Raw genomic sequence first — 19,411 nt, 5'->3', positions numbered from 1 at the left:
GTGCATCGGCACGGCTGGCAATCCCGTGCACCCTAACGTGGCGACCGGCTATCGATCGATGAGCAACACACCGGCTACGCGATAACGAGATCTCCCCGCCGAGCGGACTCGACGGGGAGAATCGCGGGAAGCCGTACCCCCGCCGCGGTCGAAATCCCTCAGTCGGTACCGAGTTCATTGCTGAGTGCCGCCCACCGGTCGAGCAGCCCGGCCGCCGCCCCGGAGTCGACCGCGGTCGCGACCCGCTTCAACGCTCCGGCCAGCTTGTCGTGCAGATCGGTCTCGACACTGTCGAGTTCGAAGGCCACGATGGCCGCGGCCGAGTTCAGCAGCACCGCGTCCCGCACCGGACCGGGCTCGCCCGCCAGCATATTGCGGGCGATGACCGCGTTCATGGCGGCATCCCCGCCCTGGAGCGCGGCGGGCTCCACTCGCGGAATCCCGAGTTCGACCGGGTCGACGGTGACGCGGCGGCGCTGTCCGCCCGCGACCACCCACACGTCGGTGGTGTCCACCGTGGTGATCTCGTCGAGTCCGTCGTTGCCGCGCACCACCAGCGCCGAGGCGCCGCGCTCGGTGAACACGCCCGCATAGGTCGGCAGCAGGTCCTCGAAGGCGCACCCGATGAGCCCCGCCCGCGGCTGCGCCGGATTGGTCAGCGGCCCCAGCACATTGAATACGGTGGGGATGCCGATCTCACTGCGCGCCGGCCCGGCGAATCGCAGTGACGGATGGAACATGGGCGCGAAGCAGAAGCCCACCCCGACCTCGCGCACACAGCGTTCCACCGCCTCCGGCCCGAGCGCGATCTTCACCCCGAGCGCCTCCAGCACATCGGCCCCGCCGCTCTTGGAGGACGCCGCCCGGTTCCCGTGTTTGACCACCGGCACCCCGCTGGCGGCCACCACGATCGAGGACATGGTGGAGATATTGACGCTGCCGGAGCGGTCACCGCCGGTGCCGACGATGTCGACGGCACCGAAGTCGAGTTCCACCCGCCGGGCGTGGGCGAGCATGCCCGAGGCCAGCCCGCTCAGTTCGGACAGCGAGGGGCCCTTCATCTTCATGGCCACGCCGAAGGCCGCGATCTGGGCGGAGGTGGCGTTGTCGGTGAAGATCTCGTTCATCGCCCACGCCGCCTCCTCCGTGGACAGGTCACGTCCTTCGGTCAGGATGGTGAGGATTTCCCTCCAGCTGCGCGCGCTCATGCTTCTCTCTCCCGTTGCTGGTGGTTTCGGCACACCAGTGCTCCCTCAGCAGCCTAGTGCGCCGGGCACGGGATTTTCCCCCGGGCGGTACCGGCTTTCACTGCCAGGCCGTCCAGCCGAGGGCGGTCCCGTCGTGCCGCTGCGCCAATCCGGCCATGCGCGCGCGTTCCTGCGAGCAGTGCAGCGCGTCGAGCAGCTGCACGCGTTGCAGCACCACCTCGCACGGATCGCCGGCGCCGCGCTCGTGCACCGCGTATCCGTCCTGTGCGGCGATGGCGGCCGCGCTCTCCACCTGCGCCGCGGGCAGTCGCAGCAGGTGCCGCAGCACCGCGGGCCGCTGCGGCGTCCAGCCGGTGGCCCGCTCCAGTGCGGTCGAACAGGCTTCGGCGTCGTCGAAACTCGACACCACCTCCACCAGATCGGTGTCGGAGGGATCGAGTTCGGGCACGGTCGCCCGCCCGAACAGCCGCCGCCACCAGGTCTTCGAGGTCATTTCGTTCCTTCCGCGGGTCCGGATCACAGGTTTCACTCTTGCCTTTTTCTCAGCCACGTGCTCTAGCTTGGGTGCCGTCACCGCCGCGAATCGCCCCGGCAGCAGAAAAGCCCTGCTCGAGAGACACGCCGGGCGCTACTCGGGAGATCCTCTCGCGCTGCGGTTTCCGACACGCGCCCCGAAGTTTCGTACCCGGCTACACCTGTCGTACTACAAGGGGTCATACTTACCGGCGTGACGACCGCAGTAGGGACCCCAGGATCGGCCATTACCCAGCGTGTGCATTCGCTGAACCGGCCCAACATGGTCAGTGTCGGTACCATCATCTGGCTGTCGAGCGAGCTGATGTTCTTCGCCGGCCTGTTCGCCATGTACTTCGTTGCTCGCGCGCAGGCCAACCCCGAACTCGGCTGGCCGACGGAGCCGACCGAGCTGAACATGGCACTCGCCGTGCCTGTCACCGCGGTGCTGGTCGCGTCGTCCTTCACCTGCCAGATGGGTGTTTTCGCGGCGGAGAAGGGCGATGTGTTCGGCCTGCGGCGCTGGTACTTCATCACCCTGCTCATGGGCACGTTCTTCGTGGCGGGCCAGGGCTACGAGTACTACCACCTCGTGCACGAGGGCACCTCGATCTCCAGCAGCGTCTACGGCTCGGTGTTCTACATCACCACCGGCTTCCACGGCCTGCACGTCATCGGCGGTCTGATCGCCTTCGTGTTCCTGCTGGTGCGCACGACGCTCAGCAAGTTCACCCCGGCGCAGGCCACGGCGGCGATCGTCGTCTCCTACTACTGGCACTTCGTCGACATCGTCTGGATCGGGCTGTTCGCCACGATCTACTTCGTCCGCTAGTCCGGACAAGAGCTTCTGCACAGTCGGTTCCGTCTACTCCAAAGGGACACAGATGAGTTCATCTCCCCCGTCAGCGCCAGATCCCAGCGGCCCCGGGATCGGCAGCGCGCAAGAGAATCAGGCCACCAAGATCCGCAAGCGGCGGCGCGGCAAGCGGCGCTTCGCGGGCGGTCTGGTTCTGCTGATGGGCCTCGTCGGAGCCGGCTTCACGGCCTCGGCGCTGACCCCGGACGCCCAGGTCGCGACCGCGAACGAGGATCAGTCCGCGCTGCTGCGCGAGGGTAAGCAGATCTACGACACCTCGTGTGTCACCTGCCACGGCGTCAACCTGCAGGGTGTGGAGGATCGCGGTCCCAGCCTGATCGGCGTCGGTGAGGCCGCGGTCTACTTCCAGGTCTCCACCGGCCGCATGCCCGCGGTCCGCAACGAGGCGCAGATCATGCGCAAGCCCCCCAAGTTCGACGCCCGCCAGACCGATGCGCTGGGCGCGTACATCGCCGCCAACGGCGGCGGCCCGACCGTGGTCCGCGACGCCGATGGCGAGATCGCGCAGGAGTCGCTGATCGGGGGCGCCGATCTGGGTCGCGGTGGCGAACTGTTCCGCATGAACTGCGCGTCCTGCCACAACTTCACCGGCAAGGGTGGCGCGCTGTCGTCCGGCAAGTTCGCGCCGCCGCTGGAACCGGCCAATGAGCAGCAGATCTACACCGCGATGCTCACCGGCCCGCAGAACATGCCCAAGTTCTCCGACCGGCAGCTGACGCCGGAGGAGAAGCGCGACATCGTCGCCTACGTCAAGGACCGCACCGAGACCCAGTCCGAGGGCGGCTACGGCCTCGGCGGCTTCGGTCCCGCCACCGAGGGTCTGGCCGCCTGGATCGTCGGCATCACCCTGCTGGTCGGTTCCGCCATGTGGATCGGATCCCGGTCATGAGCGAAGAGGAGCGAAACAGCATGGGGGACCACCCCACGCCGCAGACGGATCTGACCGAGGAGCAGCTCGACGCGCTGTCGCGGGACGAACTGGTCGAACTCGGCACGAAGATGGACGGTGTCGACGTCGCCTATCGCGCGCCGCGCTGGCCGGTGCCCGGCACCCGGGCCGAGAAGCGGGCCGAGCGTCAGGTGGCGATGTGGTTCGGCATCTCGGCGCTGTCGGCCGTCGCGCTGATCGGCGTCTTCCTGTTCTGGCCGTGGAGCTACAAGTCCCGCAATGACGAGGGCAATGCCGCCTACAGCCTGTACACGCCGCTGGTCGGCCTGTCGCTGGGTATCGCGGTGCTGGCCATCGGTATCGCGGTGGTGCTGATCCGCAAGAAGTTCATCCCGGCCGAGATCTCCATCCAGGACCGCCACGACGGCAAGTCCTCGGAGACCAACCGCCGCACCCTGGCCGCCGAGCTGCAGGACGCGCTGGACACCTCCACGCTGGCCCGCCGCAAGATGATCACCCGCACCGCGGGTCTGGGCGCGGGCCTGCTGGGCATCGGCGCGCTGTTCGTCTTCGTCGGCGGCATGGTGAAGAACCCGTGGGCCAAGGGTGACAAGTCGCCGCTGTGGGTGTCGGGCTGGACCCCGGACTACCCGGGTCAGACCGTCTACCTGCGCCGCGACACCGGCCGCATCGAGGACATCGTGCTGGTGCGTCCGGAGGATCTGGACGCGGGCGCGATGGAGACCGTCTTCCCCTGGAAGGAAGAGTGGCGGGGCGACTCGCACGAGACCCTGCAGTCGCTGCGCGGTATCCGCAATGCCGTCATGCTGATCCGCCTGCGCACCGCGGACGCGGAGAAGGCGGTCAAGCGTAAGGGCCAGGAGAGCTTCAACTACGGCGACTACTTCGCCTACTCGAAGATCTGCACCCACCTGGGCTGCCCGACCTCGCTGTTCGAGCAGCAGACCAACCGGATCCTGTGCCCCTGCCACCAGTCGCAGTTCTCCGCGACCGAATGGGGTAAGCCGGTCTTCGGTCCCGCCGCCCGCGCGCTGCCGCAGCTGCCGATCACCGTCAACTCCGAGGGCTACCTGGTCGCCAACGGCGACTTCATCGAGCCGCTCGGACCGGCCTTCTGGGAGCGTCGTTCATGAGCCCAAGCAAAGCGGCCGCACAGGCCAACGAAATGGATGAGCGGTATCAGGCCGCGGCCTTCGTGAAGCGCTCGATCAACAAGGTCTTCCCGACCCACTGGTCGTTCCTGCTCGGTGAGATCGCGCTCTACTGCTTCATCATCCTGCTGCTGTCGGGTATCTACCTGACGCTGTACTTCGACCCGTCGATGGCGCACGTCACCTATGACGGCGCGTACCAGCCGCTGCGCGGCGTCGGCATGTCGCGGGCGTACGAGACGGCGCTGAACATCTCCTTCGAGGTGCGCGGCGGCCTGTTCGTCCGGCAGGTGCACCACTGGGCGGCGCTGCTGTTCGCGGCGTCGATCATCATCCACCTGTTCCGCATCTTCTTCACCGGCGCGTTCCGCAAGCCGCGTGAGGCGAACTGGGTGATCGGTTCGCTGCTGCTGATCCTGGCCATGTTCGAGGGCTTCTTCGGCTACTCGCTGCCCGACGACCTGCTGTCGGGTACCGGTCTGCGCGCGGCCTTCTCGGGTATCACCATCGGTGTTCCGGTGGTGGGCACCTGGTTGCACTGGCTGATGTTCGGCGGCGACTTCCCCGGCGACATCATCATTCCGCGTCTGTACATCGCGCACGTGCTGCTGCTGCCGGGCATCATGCTGGCGCTGATCGCGGCGCACGTGGCGATCGTCTGGTACCAGAAGCACACCCAGTTCCCCGGTCCGGGCCGCAAGGAAACCAATGTGGTGGGTGCCCGCATCGTTCCGGTGTTCGCCGCGGATCAGGGCGCGTTCTTCTGCTTCACCCTCGGCATCATCGCGCTCATGGGTGGTCTGCTGCAGATCAACCCGATCTGGAACCTGGGTCCGTACAACCCGTCTCAGGTCTCGGCGGGTTCGCAGCCGGACTTCTACATGATGTGGACCGACGGTATGGCGCGTCTGATGCCGCCGTGGGAGATCTACATCGGCAACTACACGGTGCCCGCGGTGTTCTGGGTGGCGCTGATCATGGGTCTGGTGTTCACGGTGCTGATCGCCTACCCGTGGATCGAGAAGCGCCTCACCGGTGACGACGCCCGGCACAACCTGCTGCAGCGTCCGCGCGACGTGCCGGTGCGTACCGCCATCGGCGCCATGGCCATCACCTTCTACCTGGTGCTGACCATCTCCTGCGTGAACGACATCATCGCGTTCAAGTTCGACATCTCGCTGAACGCCACCACCTGGGGTGGTCGCATCCTGCTGCTGGTCGGCCCGCCGCTGGCGTACTTCATCGCCTACCGGTTCTGCATCGGCCTGCAGCGCAGCGACCGCGCGGTGCTGGAGCACGGTGTCGAGACCGGCGTGATCAAGCGCCTGCCGCACGGCGAGTACATCGAGATCCACCAGCCGCTGGGCCCGGTGGATTCGCACGGCCACCCGATCCCCCTGGAGTACCAGGGCGCTCCGGTGCCGAAGAAGATGTCCAAGCTGGGTTCGGCCGGCAAGCCGGGTTCGGGTTCCTTCCTGCGGGCCGATCCGCCCGCCGAGGTCGAGTCCAACGCGCAGCTGGCGCACCAGGAGGAGCACGACATGCTGGCGGCGCTGGAGGCGGCGCAGGATGCCGGTTCCAGCGGAAAGCACAGCGAGCACTGAGTTCTCACTGAGCGCAGTTCTCACTGATCGTCACAGGGCAGGGCCCCGAGTCGAATTCGACTCGGGGCCCTGCTGCGTTGTCCGCGAGTACGTGCCGATTGTCGGTTCGCGCCAATGCGTGCCGATTTCGCGGATTCGCCTACCGGCCGGTACGGCACGGGTGATCATTGATGAAAATGTGAACCGACTACTTGTCACATCTTGTGGTCAGGAGGTCACCCCGATGTTCGATCAGCTCCTTCCCCCCGTTCCCACCCTGCGGCACGCGGCCCGCACGGTCACGCGGCTCGTGGTCACGGGTGCGGCCGTGACCGCCCTGGCCCTCACCGCGGCCCCGGCGTTCGCCGAACCCGCTGCCGCCCCGGCACATCCGTCCACCGGAATCACCGACGAGGTGCTCGCGGCCATCGACTCGGTGACGACCGTGCGCCTGCCGGGCCTGGAACTGCCCGCGCTGTTCACCCCGAACACCGCCATCGTGGTGCTCGGCTACGGGCTGCTGCCGGACGGGTCCATGCGTCCGGAACTGATCAATCGGCTGCACGCCGGATACGTCTCGGCGGTGCTCTCCCCCGCCGCGCCGGTCATCGTCACCGGCGGCAATCCGCGCAATGGCGTGCCCGAGGCGGCGGCCATGGCGGAGTGGCTGATCGCGCGCGGCCTTCCCCCGCAGCGCATCCATGTCGAGACCCAGGCGAATTCGACAGTGCAGAACGCGGCCTTCTCGGCGAAGGTGATGGCGGCCATCGGCGCGACGACCGCCATCCTCATCACTTCCGCAGATCACATCGGGCGCGCGCTCAGCAATTTCCAGGCCGCCGGAATTTCGGTGGTGGCGACCATGACCCCCGATGAGACGCCCCTGTCGGCGCAGCCGTTCGGCCCCGGGCGGTAACGGCGCCCCCACCCCCGACAACCCGCCGCGCGACACCGCGGCGGTGCGGGGCAGCGACGCCACCGGACCCGGAGTCACATCAGATAGCGAGTGATGCTCTCGGCCACACAGGCCGGACGGTCGGCACCGTCGAGTTCGACGGTGACGGTGCGTTCGGCCTGCACCCCGCCGGGGACGTCGGTGACGGAGTTCAGCGTCAACCGCGCCCGAATCGCCCCACCGGCCGGAACCGGCGTGATGAAGCGAACCTTGTTCAGCCCGTAGTTGATTCCGGCGCTGGCGCAGCGCACGGTCATGATCTGCTGGGTGAGCGGCACGATGAGCGACAGGGTCAGAAAGCCGTGCGCGATGGTGCCGCCGTAGGGTCCGGCGGCGGCGCGGTCGGCGTCCACGTGGATCCACTGGTGGTCCCCGGTGGCCTCGGCGAACAGGTCGATGCGCCGCTGATCGACGGTGAGCCACTCGCTCACCCCGATCTCGGTGCCGGCGGCGGCGCGCAGGGCGTCGAAGTCCGCGAACTCGGTCATGCGTCGCGCTCCTTACAGTCCCATATCCTTGGCGATGATCATCTTCATCACCTCACTGGTGCCACCGTAGATCCGGTTGACGCGATTGTCGGCGTACAGCCGGGCGATCGGATACTCGTTGATGAATCCGTAGCCGCCGTGCAGTTGCAGGCACCGGTCGATGACGCGGGCGGCGACCTCGGTGCAGAACAGCTTGGCCGAGGCGGCGTCGGCGGGGGTCAGTTCCCCGGCGTCGAGGGCATCGAGGGCGCGGTCCACCACGGCCTCGGCGGCGTCGACCTCGGCGCGACAGGCGGCGAGTTCGAACTTGGTGTTCTGGAAGCTGGCCACCGGTTGCCCGAAAACACTGCGCTGCCGGGTGTATTCCTTCGCGAACCGCACCGCGGCCGTGGCCTGCGCGTACGCGCCGACGGCAATGGACAGTCGCTCCTGCGGCAGGTTGCGACCGAGGTAGGAGAATCCCTGATGTTCCGCGCCGAGCAGATCCGCCACCGGCACCCGCACGTCGGTGAAGGTGAGTTCGGCGGTATCGGAGACCTTCAGCCCCAGTTTGTCGAGCTTGCGGCCGACGGTGTAGCCGGGCGCCGTGGTGTCCACGACGAACAGCGAGATCCCGTGGCGGCGGTCCTGTTCGGTGGGCGGCGCGGTGCGGGCGCAGACGATCACCCGGTCGGCGTGCACGCCGCCGGTGATGAAGGTCTTGGCGCCGTTGAGCACATAGTGGGTGCCGTCCTCGGACAGCGTGGCGGTGGTGCGCATGCCGGCCAGGTCGGAGCCGGTGCCGGGTTCGGTCATGGCGATGGCGAACATCAGTTCGCCGGTGACGAAGCCCGGTAGCCAGCGCTGTTTCTGCTCGGCGGTGGCGAGGGATTTCAGATAGGGCAGGCAGAGTCCGACATGGACGCCCGAACCGCCGAAGGACACTCCGGCGCGCGCGGTCTCCTCCATGAGAATGGCCTGGAACTTGAAGGATTCGATACCCGCTCCGCCGTACTCCTCGGGCACCTCGATGCCGAAGACGCCGAGTTCGGCCAGCCTGTAGTAGAACTCGCGGGGCACGATGCCCTCGGCGTACCACTTCTCGTAGACGGGCACCACCTCGGCCGCGATGAAGGCGCGCACCGTCTCCCGGAAGGCGTCGTGGTCGGCGGTGAAAACCGTTCTGCGCATGATGTTCTCGATCCCCTAGAGACGGCGTCCGCCGTCGACGTACACGGTCTGCCCGGTGACGAAGGCTGCATTCTCGGAGGCCAGGAAGGCCACCACATCGGCGATATCGGCGGGCTGGCCGACCCGTCGCAGCGGGGTGATCTCGGCCGTCTTGGCCTGCAGCTCTTCGGAACTGACGCCCAGACGGGCGGCGGTGGCGGCGGTCATCTCGGTGACGATGAAGCCCGGTGCGACGGCGTTGACATTGATGCCGTAGGGCCCGAGTTCCATGGCGAGGGTGCGGGTGAAGCCCTGGATGCCCATCTTGGCGGCGCTGTAGTTGGCCTGCCCGCGATTGCCGAGCGCGGAGACGCTGGAGGTGTTGACGATCTTGCCGGAGCGCTGCGCCACCATATGCCGCTGAGCCGCCCGGCTGCACAGGAACGCTCCGCGCAGGTGAACCGACATGACGGTGTCCCACTCCGCCACGGACATCTTGAACAGCAGGTTGTCGCGCAGCACCCCGGCATTGTTGACCAGGATGTCCACTGAGCCGAGTTCGGCCGCCACCCGGTCGACGGCGGCGTCCACCTGATCCTCGGCGGTCACATCGCAGGCCACGGCGATGGCCTTGCCGCCCGCCGCGACGATGGCGTCCACGGTCGCGGCGCAGGCTGACTCGTCGAGGTCCACGACCGCCACGACGGCCCCGTCGGCGGCGAGCCGCTGCGCGATGGCCGCGCCGATCCCCCGGGCGGCACCGGTCACGAAGGCCACCGGCTGTGCTGCGTTCCCGGACCCGGGAGTCACGAGCGCGGGACTCGTGGACGGTGCGCTCGGAGGCGCGGGACTCGTGGACCGTGCGCTCGGAGGCGCGGGACTCGGGGACGCAGAACTCGCGGGCGCGGGTGCCCCAGCCGCGAGATTCAGCGGCGCGGAGTCGACGGGTGCGCGGTCGGCAGCCGCGGGATCGGCGGGTGCGCGATCGGCAGCCGCGGGCTCGGCGGGTGTGAGCTCGGCGGGTGTGAGCTCGGCCGGTGCGGGATTCTCGGACACGGAATTCTCCTGTCGGGCGGTATCTTTCGGGTAATGCCGGGGCGCGGTTCACGCGAAGGCGTTCACGCCGGTGAGGGCGCGGCCGATGAGCAGTTTCTGGATCTGGCTGGTGCCCTCGTAGAGGGTGAGCACGCGGGCGTCGCGCAGGTACTTCGACACCGGGTACTCGTCGATATAGCCGTAGCCGCCGAAGACCTGGATGGCATTGTTCGCGGCCTTGACCGCCGCCTCGCTGGCGAACAGCTTGGCCATGGACGCGGCGGTGCCGAAGGGCTGGCCGCGCTCGATCAGGTCGGCGACGCGCCAGGTCAGCAGGCGCGCGGCGTCGACCTCGACGGCGATATCGGCGAGCAGTTCCTGCACCAGCTGGAAGGACGCGATGGGTTTGCCGAACTGCTCGCGCTCCCCGGCGTAGCGCACCGACGCCTCCAGGCAGGCCCGCGCCACGCCGACGCAGCCCGCCGCGACGCCCATGCGGCCTTTGTCCAAGGCCCCCATGGCGATCCGGAAACCCTGGCCTTCCGCGCCGAGCCGCGCGGTATCGGGCACCCGAACGTCGTCGAGCACCAGTTCCGCGGTGGCCTGACCGCGCAGGCCGAGTTTCCCCTTGATCTCGGTGCGGCCGAATCCCGGTGTGTCCGTGGGCACCAGGAAGGCGGTCACACCCTTCGGCCCCGGCCCGCCGGTGCGTGCGAAGACGAGCGCGATATCGGCGTGGGTGCCGTTGGTGATGAAGATCTTGGTGCCCGACAGCACCCACTCGTCGCCGTCGCGGGCGGCGCGGGTGGTCAGCGCGGCGGCGTCGGAGCCGGTGCCCGGTTCGGTGAGGCCGAAGCAGCCCAGTGACTGTCCGGCGCACAGCCGCGGCAGCCAGTGCGCGCGCTGCTCGGCACTGCCGTAGGTCCTGATCGTTTTGGCGACCAGGCCCAGCGATACCGAGACGATGCCGCGCACGGCGCTGTCCCCGCGACCCAACTCCTCGAGCAGCAGGCAGTAGGCCAGGGCGTCGCCGCCGGAGCCGCCGTATTCCTCGGGTATCTCGATGCCGAGGAAGCCCATCGCGCCGAGTTTGCCGACGATCGCCGGATCGACCGCTTCGGCGCGGTCCCACTCGGTGGCGAACGGCACGACCTCCTTGTCGACCCACGCCCGGGCGACCTCCCGCAGTTCGCGGTGCGCGTCGCCGAGTTCGAAGTCCATCTCCACTCCTAACCGAACAGTGTTAGGTTTAACGCCGCAGACGGTATCCTAACGCTGTTCGGTTGATCAAGAGCCAGGTGCTGGATTCGGCTCCGACGAGAGAGGTGAGGGCGATGGCGAGGCCGAAGGTGCCGCTGCTCAGCCGCGACCGCATTCGCGAGGCGGCGCTGACCCTCGTCGACCGCGACGGTCTCGGTGAGCTGTCCATGCGCAAGCTGGCGGCCGAACTGGGCGTTCAGGCCGCGTCACTGTACGGCCACTACCCCACCAAGGACGATCTGCTCGACGATATCGCCCGCAGCCTCATGAGCCGGGTCGATACCTCGGCCTTCGAGTCCGGCGACTGGCGGCACGGACTCATGGAGTGGGCGCGCTCCTATCGCGCCGCCCTGGTGGCGCATCCGAATTTCGTGCCGTACCTGGCCTCCGGGCCGGGGCAGCGGGAGGAGAACCTGCGCGCGGCCGATGCGGTGCACGGCGGTCTGGTGGGTGCGGGCTGGCCGCCGCGCGAGGCCACCATGATCGGCGCGGCCACCCGCTATCTGGTGATGGGCTCGACCGTCGGCTCGTTCTCTCGCGGCTTCGTCGACGATGTGCGGGTCTACCGCGACCGCTATCCGCATCTGGAGCAGGCGCACCTGCTGCGCGCCCGGTCCGACGAAATCGACGCCGAGAGTTTCGAATTGGCGCTGCGTGCCTTCGTGGACGGGCTGGGGCTGCGCGCCGACAGCCCCGGCCCGTCCTGAACGAATCCGGGCTAGGCGAATTCCGCGCGCACCTGATCCTCGGTCAGCCCGTAGTCGGCCAGCGAGTACCGGTGTGACGGCTTGCGGTCACCGGATCTGCTCTCCGCGTCGAGGGCGAGCATGGCCGTGCGGGCCGCATCGGTGAGCTCCATGCCGAATGCCTTGTAGATGGTCTCGATGGTGCCCATCGGATCGGCCCGCAGATCCTCGAACTGGATGTCGAGGAACTGATCGGCGCGATAGCGCGACCGCGCCGCGGTGAACTCCCGCCAGCCGCGCGACCACAGCTCCAGTTGCGCCGCACCCAGTTTCGCCCCGCCGAAGGAGTTGGACCAACCCTTGGTGGCCTGCTCGGACAGACTGCACGAGGAGCCGACGATGGTGACCGGATCGCGGTGGGTCTGGATGATGAGCGCATCCGGGTACACCCGCATGAGCGCGTCCAGGGCGAACAGGTGGCTGGGGTTCTTGAGCACCCAGCGGCGCTGGTCGCCGAGTCCGATGAGTTGCAGGTTCTGCCGGTGCCGCACATAGGCATTGGTCCAGTCCTGCTCCCGCAGCCACCGCGAGTAGGTGGGCAGGTAGGCCAGGCTCTCGTAGGCGATGGATTTCACCGTCTGCCGCAGCAGCTGCCAGCATTCCTCCACATCGGCGGCGCTCATGTAGTGCACGCCCATGAATTCCGGATTCTCGATGCGGTGCTGCGCGAATCCGGCGTCGATGCGCTGGTAGACCGGATTGTCGGCCCAGGTGTCGCGCGGCGGCCGGGGTTGCGGGAATTCGGTCAGCCACATCTCCAGGGCCTGATGGGCCGGATCGGCGGCGAGCAGCCGGTGCAGGGCCGTGGTGCCGGTGCGCGGCAGCCCGGTCACGAAGATGGGCCGGGTGACCGGGGTGTCGGCGTAGCCGGGATGGGCCTGCCAGGACGCCTCGCTCAGCGCCCGCGCCACCAGTGCGCCGCGCAGGAAGTAGCGGCTCATCTTGCTGCCGAGTTCGGTCAGGTCGGCGTCGCGCTGGTAGGACTCCAGCAGCACGGCGAGCGCCTCGGTGTAGTCGTCGGCCCCGAAATCGGTGAGACCGCAGACCTTGGTGGCGGAGGCGTGCAGGTCCTCGACCGTTCCGACGCCGGTACGTCTGCTCATGATTGTCTGTTCCTCCACTCTCAGACGTGGTATTCGCCGCAGTTGACGTCGAGGGTCTGCCCGGTGATGGCGCTGGCCCACGGGGAGGCCAGGAACACCACGGCGCGGGCGATCTCGTCGGGTTCCGGCAGCCGCTTCAGGTCCGATTTGGCCGCCGTCTGCTCGTACACCTGTTCCGGGGTGATGCCGTACTTCTTGGCGATCTCACCGAAGTACCACTTCAGCTGGTCGTTCCAGATGTAGCCCGGGGCGACGGTATTGACGCGAATACCCTTCGGGCCGAGTTCGGTGGCGAGGGTGTGCGACATGGCGTGCAGTGCGGATTTGGCGAGTTTGTAACTGCCGTAGCGGGGTTCGGAGTGCCGCAGCACCGCGGAGTTGATCATGACCACGGCACCCTTGGACTCCGCCAGCGCGGGGGTGAACGCCTGGGTCATCCGCAGATTGCCCAGCACGGTCAGATCCAGGCTGTCGCTGATCTGCTGGAAGTCGGTGCGCTCCAACGGCTTCATGGACGGTACCGCGAAGGCATTGTTCACCAGGACGTCGACGCGGCCGAAGGTGTCCAGGGTGCGCGCCACCAGCGTGCGCACCGCCTCGTCGTCGGTGATATCGGTGGGCACGCAGAGGGTTTCGGCACCCGCCGCCTCCAGTTCGGCCGCCACCTCCTTCAGCCGGGATTCGGTGCGCGCGGCCAGCACGACGGTGGCTCCGGCGGCGGCGGATTCGGTGCAGATGGAGCGGCCGAGGCCGGGGCCGACGCCGCTGACGACGACGACCTTGTCGGCCAGCATGGGGTTGTTCATGAGGGTTCCTGTGCGTTGTAGGGATCAGCCGAGCGGGATCAGCCGAGTTGCCGGTCGGCGAAGGCGCGTTGGCGGGCGGCGATGCGCTCGCGCCAGCCCGCCGCGTCGATGCGGTTGTGGTCGTGGTGCGGCAGGTGGGCGGCGACCTTGTCGAAGGGCACCACCTCGGCGACCGGACCTTCCTCGGGGGTGATGGGCCGATCGGTGCGCTGCCAGCGGAACTGGAGAATGCCCTGACCGCGGCCGGTGGTCTCGATCCAGTTGGCGATGCCCGGATCGCGCGCCGACACCACCATGCGGACCATGTCATCCGGATCCACCTGTGCCTGCGCGTGATTGAGGCTGGTCTGGTGGTTCACGTAGTCCAGCGAGATGTACCACATGCTGCCCAGCTGGAAGCCCAGATACGGGGCGCGCGAGCGCGGGATGGTGATGACGAGCGCCTGGTCGTCGGTGAGGTCGTAGTGGCCCACCGAGGAGTACTGGGTGCTCAGTCCGCCGGGGGTGAGCCGGGGTGCGGTGAGGGTGTTGACCGGCAGGTCCAGGTAGAACCATTTCGGGAAGTTGAACCAGGTGTGGATGCGCGAGAGCAGCATCTTCCCGGCGGCCCGGTAGCGTTTGCGCAGTTGCGCGGTATCGGGCTCGATCGGGGCGGTGCCGACGGTGTCCACGCGTTCGATGCGGATGCGGCCCTTGGTCTCGTTCGCCCAGTCGCCGTACACCTCCCGCACGGCCAGCATGGACGCGCCCTCGCCGAGTACGAAGTAGTTCGGCTCCGGATTCGCCCTGGGCGGGCCGAAGCGCAGCTGGTAGCGACCGTCGGCGTCGATCTCGATCCGACGGTCGTCGAAGGCGTCGTCACCGCCCGGCACGTCGGTGGCCGTGTAATCACCTTTGAGCACTTGGAAACTCAGGTCGACGGTACTGCCGCGCACCCCGGTCACCAGGTATTCGGCCGTCGGTTCGATATTCGCGTGGTAGTAAAGGGTGTCCGGGTTGTCCAGGCCCATCTTGGCGTGCGGTCCGGTGGAGCTGACGAAGTACGGATGCGAGGTGCCGTGCGCGCCGGACAGGCGCAGGCAGGCCGAGATACTCGCCGCCAGATAGTCGTAGCCCTCGGCGAGGTCGGCGTCGGTGCGGATGAACGGCGCGGCGGCGATGAGCTTCTCGGCCTCGGCCACGGCCGCCAGGAAGGGATCGGTCAACGGCAGCGCCGCCTGGTCCGGCCCGGTGGCGGGGGTATCGGGGGCGTCTGCGGTGTCGGATGCGGTCATCGGTGTTCAGCGATTCCTAGCTCTCGGCGGATGAGTTCGGCAATGGCGGTCGGGGTGCCGTCGGCGGGGGTGACCACCAGGTCGGCGTGCTCGGGGCGTTCGTACGGGGAGTCGATCCCCGTGAATCGGGTGATCTCACCGGCGCGGGCTTTGGCGTAGAGCCCCTTGGGGTCCCGGTCCTCACAGGTGGCCAGCGGGGTGTCGACGAAGATCTCGTGGAATTCCAACCCCTTGTCGGCGTGGATCTTTCGCGCGTTCTCCCGCTCGGCGGCGAAGGGACTGATCAGCGAGACGATGGCGATCGTGCCGGAATCGGCGAACAGCGCCGCGATCTCGGCGACCCGGCGGATGTTCTCCCGCCGCTCGTCGTCGCCGAATCCCAGATCGCCGTTGATGCCGTGCCGCAGGTTGTCCCCGTCGAGCAGATAGGCGGGGCGTCCCGCGGCGATGAGCTGCCGCTCCAATTCCACGGCGATGGTGGACTTTCCGGAGCCGGACAGCCCGGTCAGCCACAGCGTCCTGCCCTGGGACAGCCGCTGGGTGCGCTCCACCGCCGAGCGGTGCCAGGTGACCGGCCCGCGGGCCTGCGGTTGTACCGGCGTGCGGCCGGTGATCATGCCCGCGGCGACGGTCTGATCGGTGTGCTCGTCGATGAGGATGAAGCTGCCCGTGGCGCGGTTGGCGCGGTAGGGATCGAACAGGATGGGCTGGGTGCTGTGCAGGGTGACGCGGCCGATGTCGTTGAGCGCCAGGAGCGGCGCGTCCTCCACCCGGTGCAGGGTGTTCACGTCCAGGCGGTAGTCGAGCGCCCGCACCCGCACCTGCGCGGTCTGGGCGGCGGTGCGGATGGCGTAGCGGTCGCCGGGCCGCAGTTGGGTGTCGTCGGAGAACCAGCACACCATGGCGTCGAGTTCCCGGTCCTGATGCGGCTGATTGCCGGGGCGGGCGAGCATATCGCCGCGGCCGATGTCGATCTCGTCGTCCAGGGTGAGGGAGACGGCCATGCCCGCGCAGGCTTCCTCCACCTTGCTGCCGCCCGGCCCCCAGATCTGGCCGACGCGGGTGGCGCGTCCCGAGGGCAGCACGGTGATCTCGTCGCCGGGTTTGAACACGCCGCCCGCGATGGTGCCCGCGTAGCTGCGCCGCGTCTCACCGCTGGGGCGGATGACGTACTGCACCGGCAGCCGGGCGTCGATGAGATTGCGGTCCGAGGCGATGTGCACATCCTCGAGGTGGCGCAGCAGCGGCGGGCCCGGGAACCACGGGGTGTGCGGGGAGGGTTCCACCACATTGTCGCCGTGCAGGGCCGACAGCGGCAGGAAGCTCAGGTCGCGGACCTCGAGTTTGGTGGCGAAATCGGCGAATTCCTCGCGGATCTCGTCGAAGCGGTGGCGGGAGAAGTCCACCAGGTCCATCTTGTTGACGCACAGCACCAGGTGGCCGACGCCCAGCAGCGAGGACAGGAAGGCGTGGCGGCGGGTCTGCTCGGAGACACCCTTGCGGGCGTCCACCAGAATGAGCGCCAGGTCCGCGGTGGAGGCTCCGGTCACCATGTTCCGGGTGTACTGCACATGGCCCGGGGTGTCGGCGATGACGAATTTCCGTCGGGGCGTGGCGAAATAGCGGTAGGCGACGTCGATGGTGATGCCCTGTTCGCGTTCGGCGCGCAGGCCGTCGGTGACCAGTGACAGGTCGGGGGCTTGGTCGCCGCGCGCGGTGCTGAATTTCTCTATGGCCGAGAGCTGGTCACTGAACAGGGCTTTGGAGTCGTAGAGCAGGCGGCCGATGAGGGTGGACTTGCCGTCGTCCACACTGCCCGCAGTGGCCAGGCGTAAGAGATTGCGGCGCATCAGAAGTAGCCCTCTCGCTTGCGATCCTCCATGCCGGAGTCGGAGATGCGGTCGTCGGCGCGGGTCGCGCCGCGTTCGGTGAGGCGGGTGACGGCGGTTTCGGCGATCACCTCGGCGGGAGTGGCGGCGCCGGATTCGACGCAGCCGGTGCAGGTGGCGTCGCCGACGGTGCGGAAGCGCACGGTGGTCTCGTAGGGCCGCTCCCCCGGGCCGAGCGGCAGGAAACGGTTGGTGGCCAACAGCATTCCGTCGCGCTCCACCACCTCGCGACGGTGCGCGTAGTACAGCGACGGCAGTTCCACGGCGGCGGAGTCGATGTACTCCCAGATATCCAGCTCGGTCCAGTTCGACAGCGGGAACACCCGGATGTGCTCACCCCTGCGGTGCCGTCCGTTGTACAGGTTCCACACCTCGGGGCGCTGGGCGCGCGGATCCCAGGCCCCGTACTCGTCGCGGAAGCTGAACACCCGTTCCTTGGCACGGGCCTTCTCCTCGTCGCGGCGCGCGCCGCCGAAGACCGCGTCGAAGCGGTGTTCGCCGATGGCGCGCAGCAGGGTGGTGGTCTGCAGGCGGTTGCGGGTCTCGCCCGGTCGCTCCACCACCCGCCCGGCGTCGATATCGTCCTGTACCCGCGCCACCAGTAGGCGAGCGCCCAGCCGTTCGGCGGTGCGGTCCCGGAAGTCGATCACCTCGTCGAAGTTGTGCCCGGTGTCGATGTGCAGCAGCGGGAAGGGCAGCGGTGCGGGCCAGAACGCCCGTCGCGCCAGTTCCAGCATGACCGCCGAATCCTTGCCGCCCGAGAACAGCAGTACCGGCCGCTCGAAGGTGGCCGCGACCTCTCGGATGATGTGCACCGATTCGGCCTCGAGCGCTGTCAGATGCGACAGCTCGTATCCCGTGGGCATCACTCACTCACCTATCGCGCCGAACGCCACCCGAGCCGTTTTCCCGAGGAGCCCGCCGGGTTGCGGTGTCGAATATTCGACGCTATTGTTCGATAATGTGACACCGACGATAGGCGGCGAGCCTGACGGCGGTCAATAGCCCATGGTGAATTCCCCTGCCCCGGGGCCGCTTCCACACCTCCACATGCCCTCCACACCTGCGCACGCCCTTCGCGCACCGACGAGCAGGACGAACGATGACCGCAGCCGCCCAGCCCGAGCCGTCCGCCTCTCCGCCTACCCAGCGGGTGGTGCGGGTGATCGAGCTGCTCTCCCGCCGCCCGGCCGAACACCTCTCGCTGGCGGCCATCGTCCGCGCCACCGGCATGTCCCGGGCGACGGCGCACGCGGTGCTGACCCAGCTCACCGCCGACGGCTGGACGCTGCGCGACGACAGCGGCAACTACAGCCTGGGATTGGAACTGGTGACGGTCGCGCGGCGCGCCGAAGCCGCCTTCCCGCTGCGCCGCCTGGCCGCCGAACCCATGCGAAAGCTGGCCGCCCAGCACGATATTCCGGTCTTCCTCGCCGAACGCGAAGCCGACGCCATCCTCGTCACGGAGGTCATCGGCAGCCCCTCGGTGCCCTGGATCCGGGTGGGCCGCCGCCTCCCCCTGGCCCCGCCGGTCTGCCGCGAATTCGTCGCCTGGGCCCCCGCGCCCGAACGCGACGCCTGGATCGCCACCGCCGACCCGTCCCACCGCCCCCGCCTGAGCGCCGTACTGGACGCCATCCGCACCCGCGGCTACGCGGTCGAGCGCCTCGCCGACGACTCCACCCCCATGCTCGAGGCCCTCTCCACCCTCCGCCACTCCCCCGTCACCGATCCCCTGCGCCACCGCCTCAACGCGATGATCACCGACCTCATCACCATCGACTACCTGCCCGACGAACTCACCGACCACAACGCGGTGGTCTCGGTCGCCGCGCCGATATTCGACACGAACCGTGTCACCACCGGCAGTGCTGGTACCGCCGGCGCCGGTACGGGCCGCACCACCGGCCACGTCGCCGCCGCCGTGGTCGCCTGCCCCGACACCAATCTCACCGCGGCCGCATTGGATGCCCTGGCCACCGACACCATGGCTGCCGCTGCCGCGATAGCCGGGGGACAGCGATAAGCAGAGCCGCACGACGACCAGCGCGCACTCGCGCGGACGGGTGACTCGCGACCGGATGTGCCGCACCACGGGGCGTGACACGCAACCGGGCGCAACTCGCGCCACCTGGCGCGCACGTACGGACACCGTATGCGAAAGAGCTTGGGACGCACGGAGAATGAGCATCACGCAGGTCGGGCACAGCACACGGACCAGGCTCATACAGCCGCCCTGAACCCGGCGACGAGGCCGCCGCTGCCCTGCGCACCCTGGCCCGAGACCGCCCGTCCTGATGCCGGCCCACCGCCCGCACGCGATCGCCAACGCGGTCCGTGTCCTGGACGATGCGGCATAGCTCAGCGGCGGCACCCGCGGCAGTGCAGATCACGCCAGGCAGCACACACCACCCCAGACAGCGCACAGCACGCGACGCGGGCACGCAGCGGCACGACGCAGGCC

Annotated in this window: 18 protein-coding genes; 7 read left to right on the top strand and 11 right to left on the bottom strand. The window is 68.4% G+C overall.

The window, feature by feature from the left end:
• Positions 1–158: 158 nt before the first annotated feature.
• Both trpD and FOH10_RS08225 read right to left on the bottom strand, forming a co-directional pair.
• Positions 159–1,208, bottom strand: coding sequence for an anthranilate phosphoribosyltransferase (trpD, locus tag FOH10_RS08230; protein ID WP_143980284.1), 1,050 nt, complete (start codon positions 1,206–1,208; stop codon positions 159–161).
• Positions 1,209–1,305: 97 nt separating this feature from the next.
• Positions 1,306–1,701 (bottom strand): hypothetical protein, encoded by a 396-nt coding sequence (locus FOH10_RS08225; RefSeq protein WP_143980283.1) that lies wholly within the window; start codon positions 1,699–1,701, stop codon positions 1,306–1,308.
• Between the two features lie 234 nt (positions 1,702–1,935).
• Between FOH10_RS08225 and ctaE the strand changes: the two genes are divergently transcribed.
• The 5 genes from ctaE to FOH10_RS08200 all read left to right on the top strand — a co-directional run bounded on the left by ctaE (position 1,936) and on the right by FOH10_RS08200 (position 7,158).
• Positions 1,936–2,553 (top strand): aa3-type cytochrome oxidase subunit III, encoded by a 618-nt coding sequence (ctaE, locus tag FOH10_RS08220; protein ID WP_029929373.1) that lies wholly within the window; start codon positions 1,936–1,938, stop codon positions 2,551–2,553.
• Positions 2,554–2,605: 52 nt separating this feature from the next.
• Entirely contained in the window at positions 2,606–3,487 is an 882-nt protein-coding gene (gene qcrC / locus FOH10_RS08215) for a cytochrome bc1 complex diheme cytochrome c subunit (RefSeq protein ID WP_143980282.1), read from the top strand.
• Positions 3,484–4,641, top strand: a complete 1,158-nt coding sequence (qcrA, locus tag FOH10_RS08210) for a cytochrome bc1 complex Rieske iron-sulfur subunit (RefSeq protein ID WP_085996383.1) — start codon at positions 3,484–3,486, stop codon at positions 4,639–4,641. The genes qcrC and qcrA overlap by 4 nt, the downstream gene beginning before the upstream one ends.
• Entirely contained in the window at positions 4,638–6,263 is a 1,626-nt protein-coding gene (qcrB, locus tag FOH10_RS08205) for a cytochrome bc1 complex cytochrome b subunit (protein ID WP_143980281.1), read from the top strand. The genes qcrA and qcrB overlap by 4 nt, the downstream gene beginning before the upstream one ends.
• A 223-nt stretch (positions 6,264–6,486) precedes the next feature.
• The gene (locus FOH10_RS08200) at positions 6,487–7,158 is read left to right on the top strand and encodes a YdcF family protein (protein WP_143980280.1); all 672 of its coding nucleotides are present in this window, start codon (positions 6,487–6,489) and stop codon (positions 7,156–7,158) included.
• A 74-nt stretch (positions 7,159–7,232) separates the two neighbouring features.
• Here the strand turns inward: FOH10_RS08200 and FOH10_RS08195 are convergent, their stop codons facing one another.
• The 4 genes from FOH10_RS08195 to FOH10_RS08180 all read right to left on the bottom strand — a co-directional run bounded on the left by FOH10_RS08195 (position 7,233) and on the right by FOH10_RS08180 (position 11,090).
• Entirely contained in the window at positions 7,233–7,685 is a 453-nt protein-coding gene (locus FOH10_RS08195; protein ID WP_143980279.1) for a MaoC family dehydratase, read from the bottom strand.
• A 12-nt stretch (positions 7,686–7,697) separates the two neighbouring features.
• Positions 7,698–8,855 carry an acyl-CoA dehydrogenase family protein gene (locus FOH10_RS08190; RefSeq protein WP_143980278.1) on the bottom strand — a complete coding sequence of 386 codons (1,158 nt, stop codon included), beginning with the start codon at positions 8,853–8,855 and terminating at the stop codon, positions 7,698–7,700.
• A gap of 15 nt (positions 8,856–8,870) precedes the next feature.
• Positions 8,871–9,611, bottom strand: a complete 741-nt coding sequence (gene fabG, locus FOH10_RS08185; RefSeq protein WP_221937946.1) for a 3-oxoacyl-ACP reductase FabG — start codon at positions 9,609–9,611, stop codon at positions 8,871–8,873.
• A 327-nt stretch (positions 9,612–9,938) separates the two neighbouring features.
• On the bottom strand, positions 9,939–11,090 hold the full coding sequence (locus FOH10_RS08180; RefSeq protein WP_143980276.1) for an acyl-CoA dehydrogenase family protein: 1,152 nt from the start codon (positions 11,088–11,090) through the stop codon (positions 9,939–9,941).
• A gap of 113 nt (positions 11,091–11,203) precedes the next feature.
• Here FOH10_RS08180 and FOH10_RS08175 point away from each other — a divergent pair, with 113 nt between their 5' ends.
• Positions 11,204–11,836, top strand: a complete 633-nt coding sequence (locus tag FOH10_RS08175) for a TetR/AcrR family transcriptional regulator (protein ID WP_143980275.1) — start codon at positions 11,204–11,206, stop codon at positions 11,834–11,836.
• A gap of 11 nt (positions 11,837–11,847) precedes the next feature.
• Here the strand turns inward: FOH10_RS08175 and FOH10_RS08170 are convergent, their stop codons facing one another.
• Genes FOH10_RS08170 through cysD form a run of 5 tightly spaced genes read right to left on the bottom strand, consistent with a single transcriptional unit; the run spans position 11,848 to position 17,813 of the window.
• Entirely contained in the window at positions 11,848–12,978 is a 1,131-nt protein-coding gene (locus FOH10_RS08170; protein WP_143980274.1) for a sulfotransferase family protein, read from the bottom strand.
• Between the two features lie 20 nt (positions 12,979–12,998).
• Positions 12,999–13,784 (bottom strand): SDR family oxidoreductase, encoded by a 786-nt coding sequence (locus FOH10_RS08165; RefSeq protein WP_143980273.1) that lies wholly within the window; start codon positions 13,782–13,784, stop codon positions 12,999–13,001.
• 38 nt (positions 13,785–13,822) lie between these two features.
• A complete protein-coding gene (locus FOH10_RS08160; RefSeq protein ID WP_143980272.1) occupies positions 13,823–15,058 on the bottom strand; it encodes a hypothetical protein in 1,236 nt (411 codons plus the stop codon).
• Complete coding sequence (cysC, locus tag FOH10_RS08155) at positions 15,055–16,908, bottom strand: adenylyl-sulfate kinase (RefSeq protein WP_143980271.1); 1,854 nt, start codon at positions 16,906–16,908, stop codon at positions 15,055–15,057. The genes FOH10_RS08160 and cysC overlap by 4 nt, the downstream gene beginning before the upstream one ends.
• Positions 16,908–17,813: a sulfate adenylyltransferase subunit CysD gene (gene cysD / locus FOH10_RS08150; RefSeq protein WP_143980270.1), complete on the bottom strand. Its 906-nt coding sequence runs from the start codon at positions 17,811–17,813 to the stop codon at positions 16,908–16,910. Before cysD ends, cysC begins: the two co-directional genes overlap by 1 nt.
• Before the next feature lie 236 nt (positions 17,814–18,049).
• Here cysD and FOH10_RS08145 point away from each other — a divergent pair, with 236 nt between their 5' ends.
• Positions 18,050–18,973, top strand: a complete 924-nt coding sequence (locus FOH10_RS08145) for an IclR family transcriptional regulator (protein WP_244961784.1) — start codon at positions 18,050–18,052, stop codon at positions 18,971–18,973.
• Positions 18,974–19,411: the final 438 nt, after the last annotated feature.

It is taken from the genome of Nocardia otitidiscaviarum, assembly GCF_007362295.1.
Taxonomy (GTDB): domain Bacteria; phylum Actinomycetota; class Actinomycetes; order Mycobacteriales; family Mycobacteriaceae; genus Nocardia; species Nocardia otitidiscaviarum.
The sequence above is the reverse complement of the archived record's forward strand: the minus strand, read 5'-3'. Positions and strand labels throughout refer to the sequence as shown.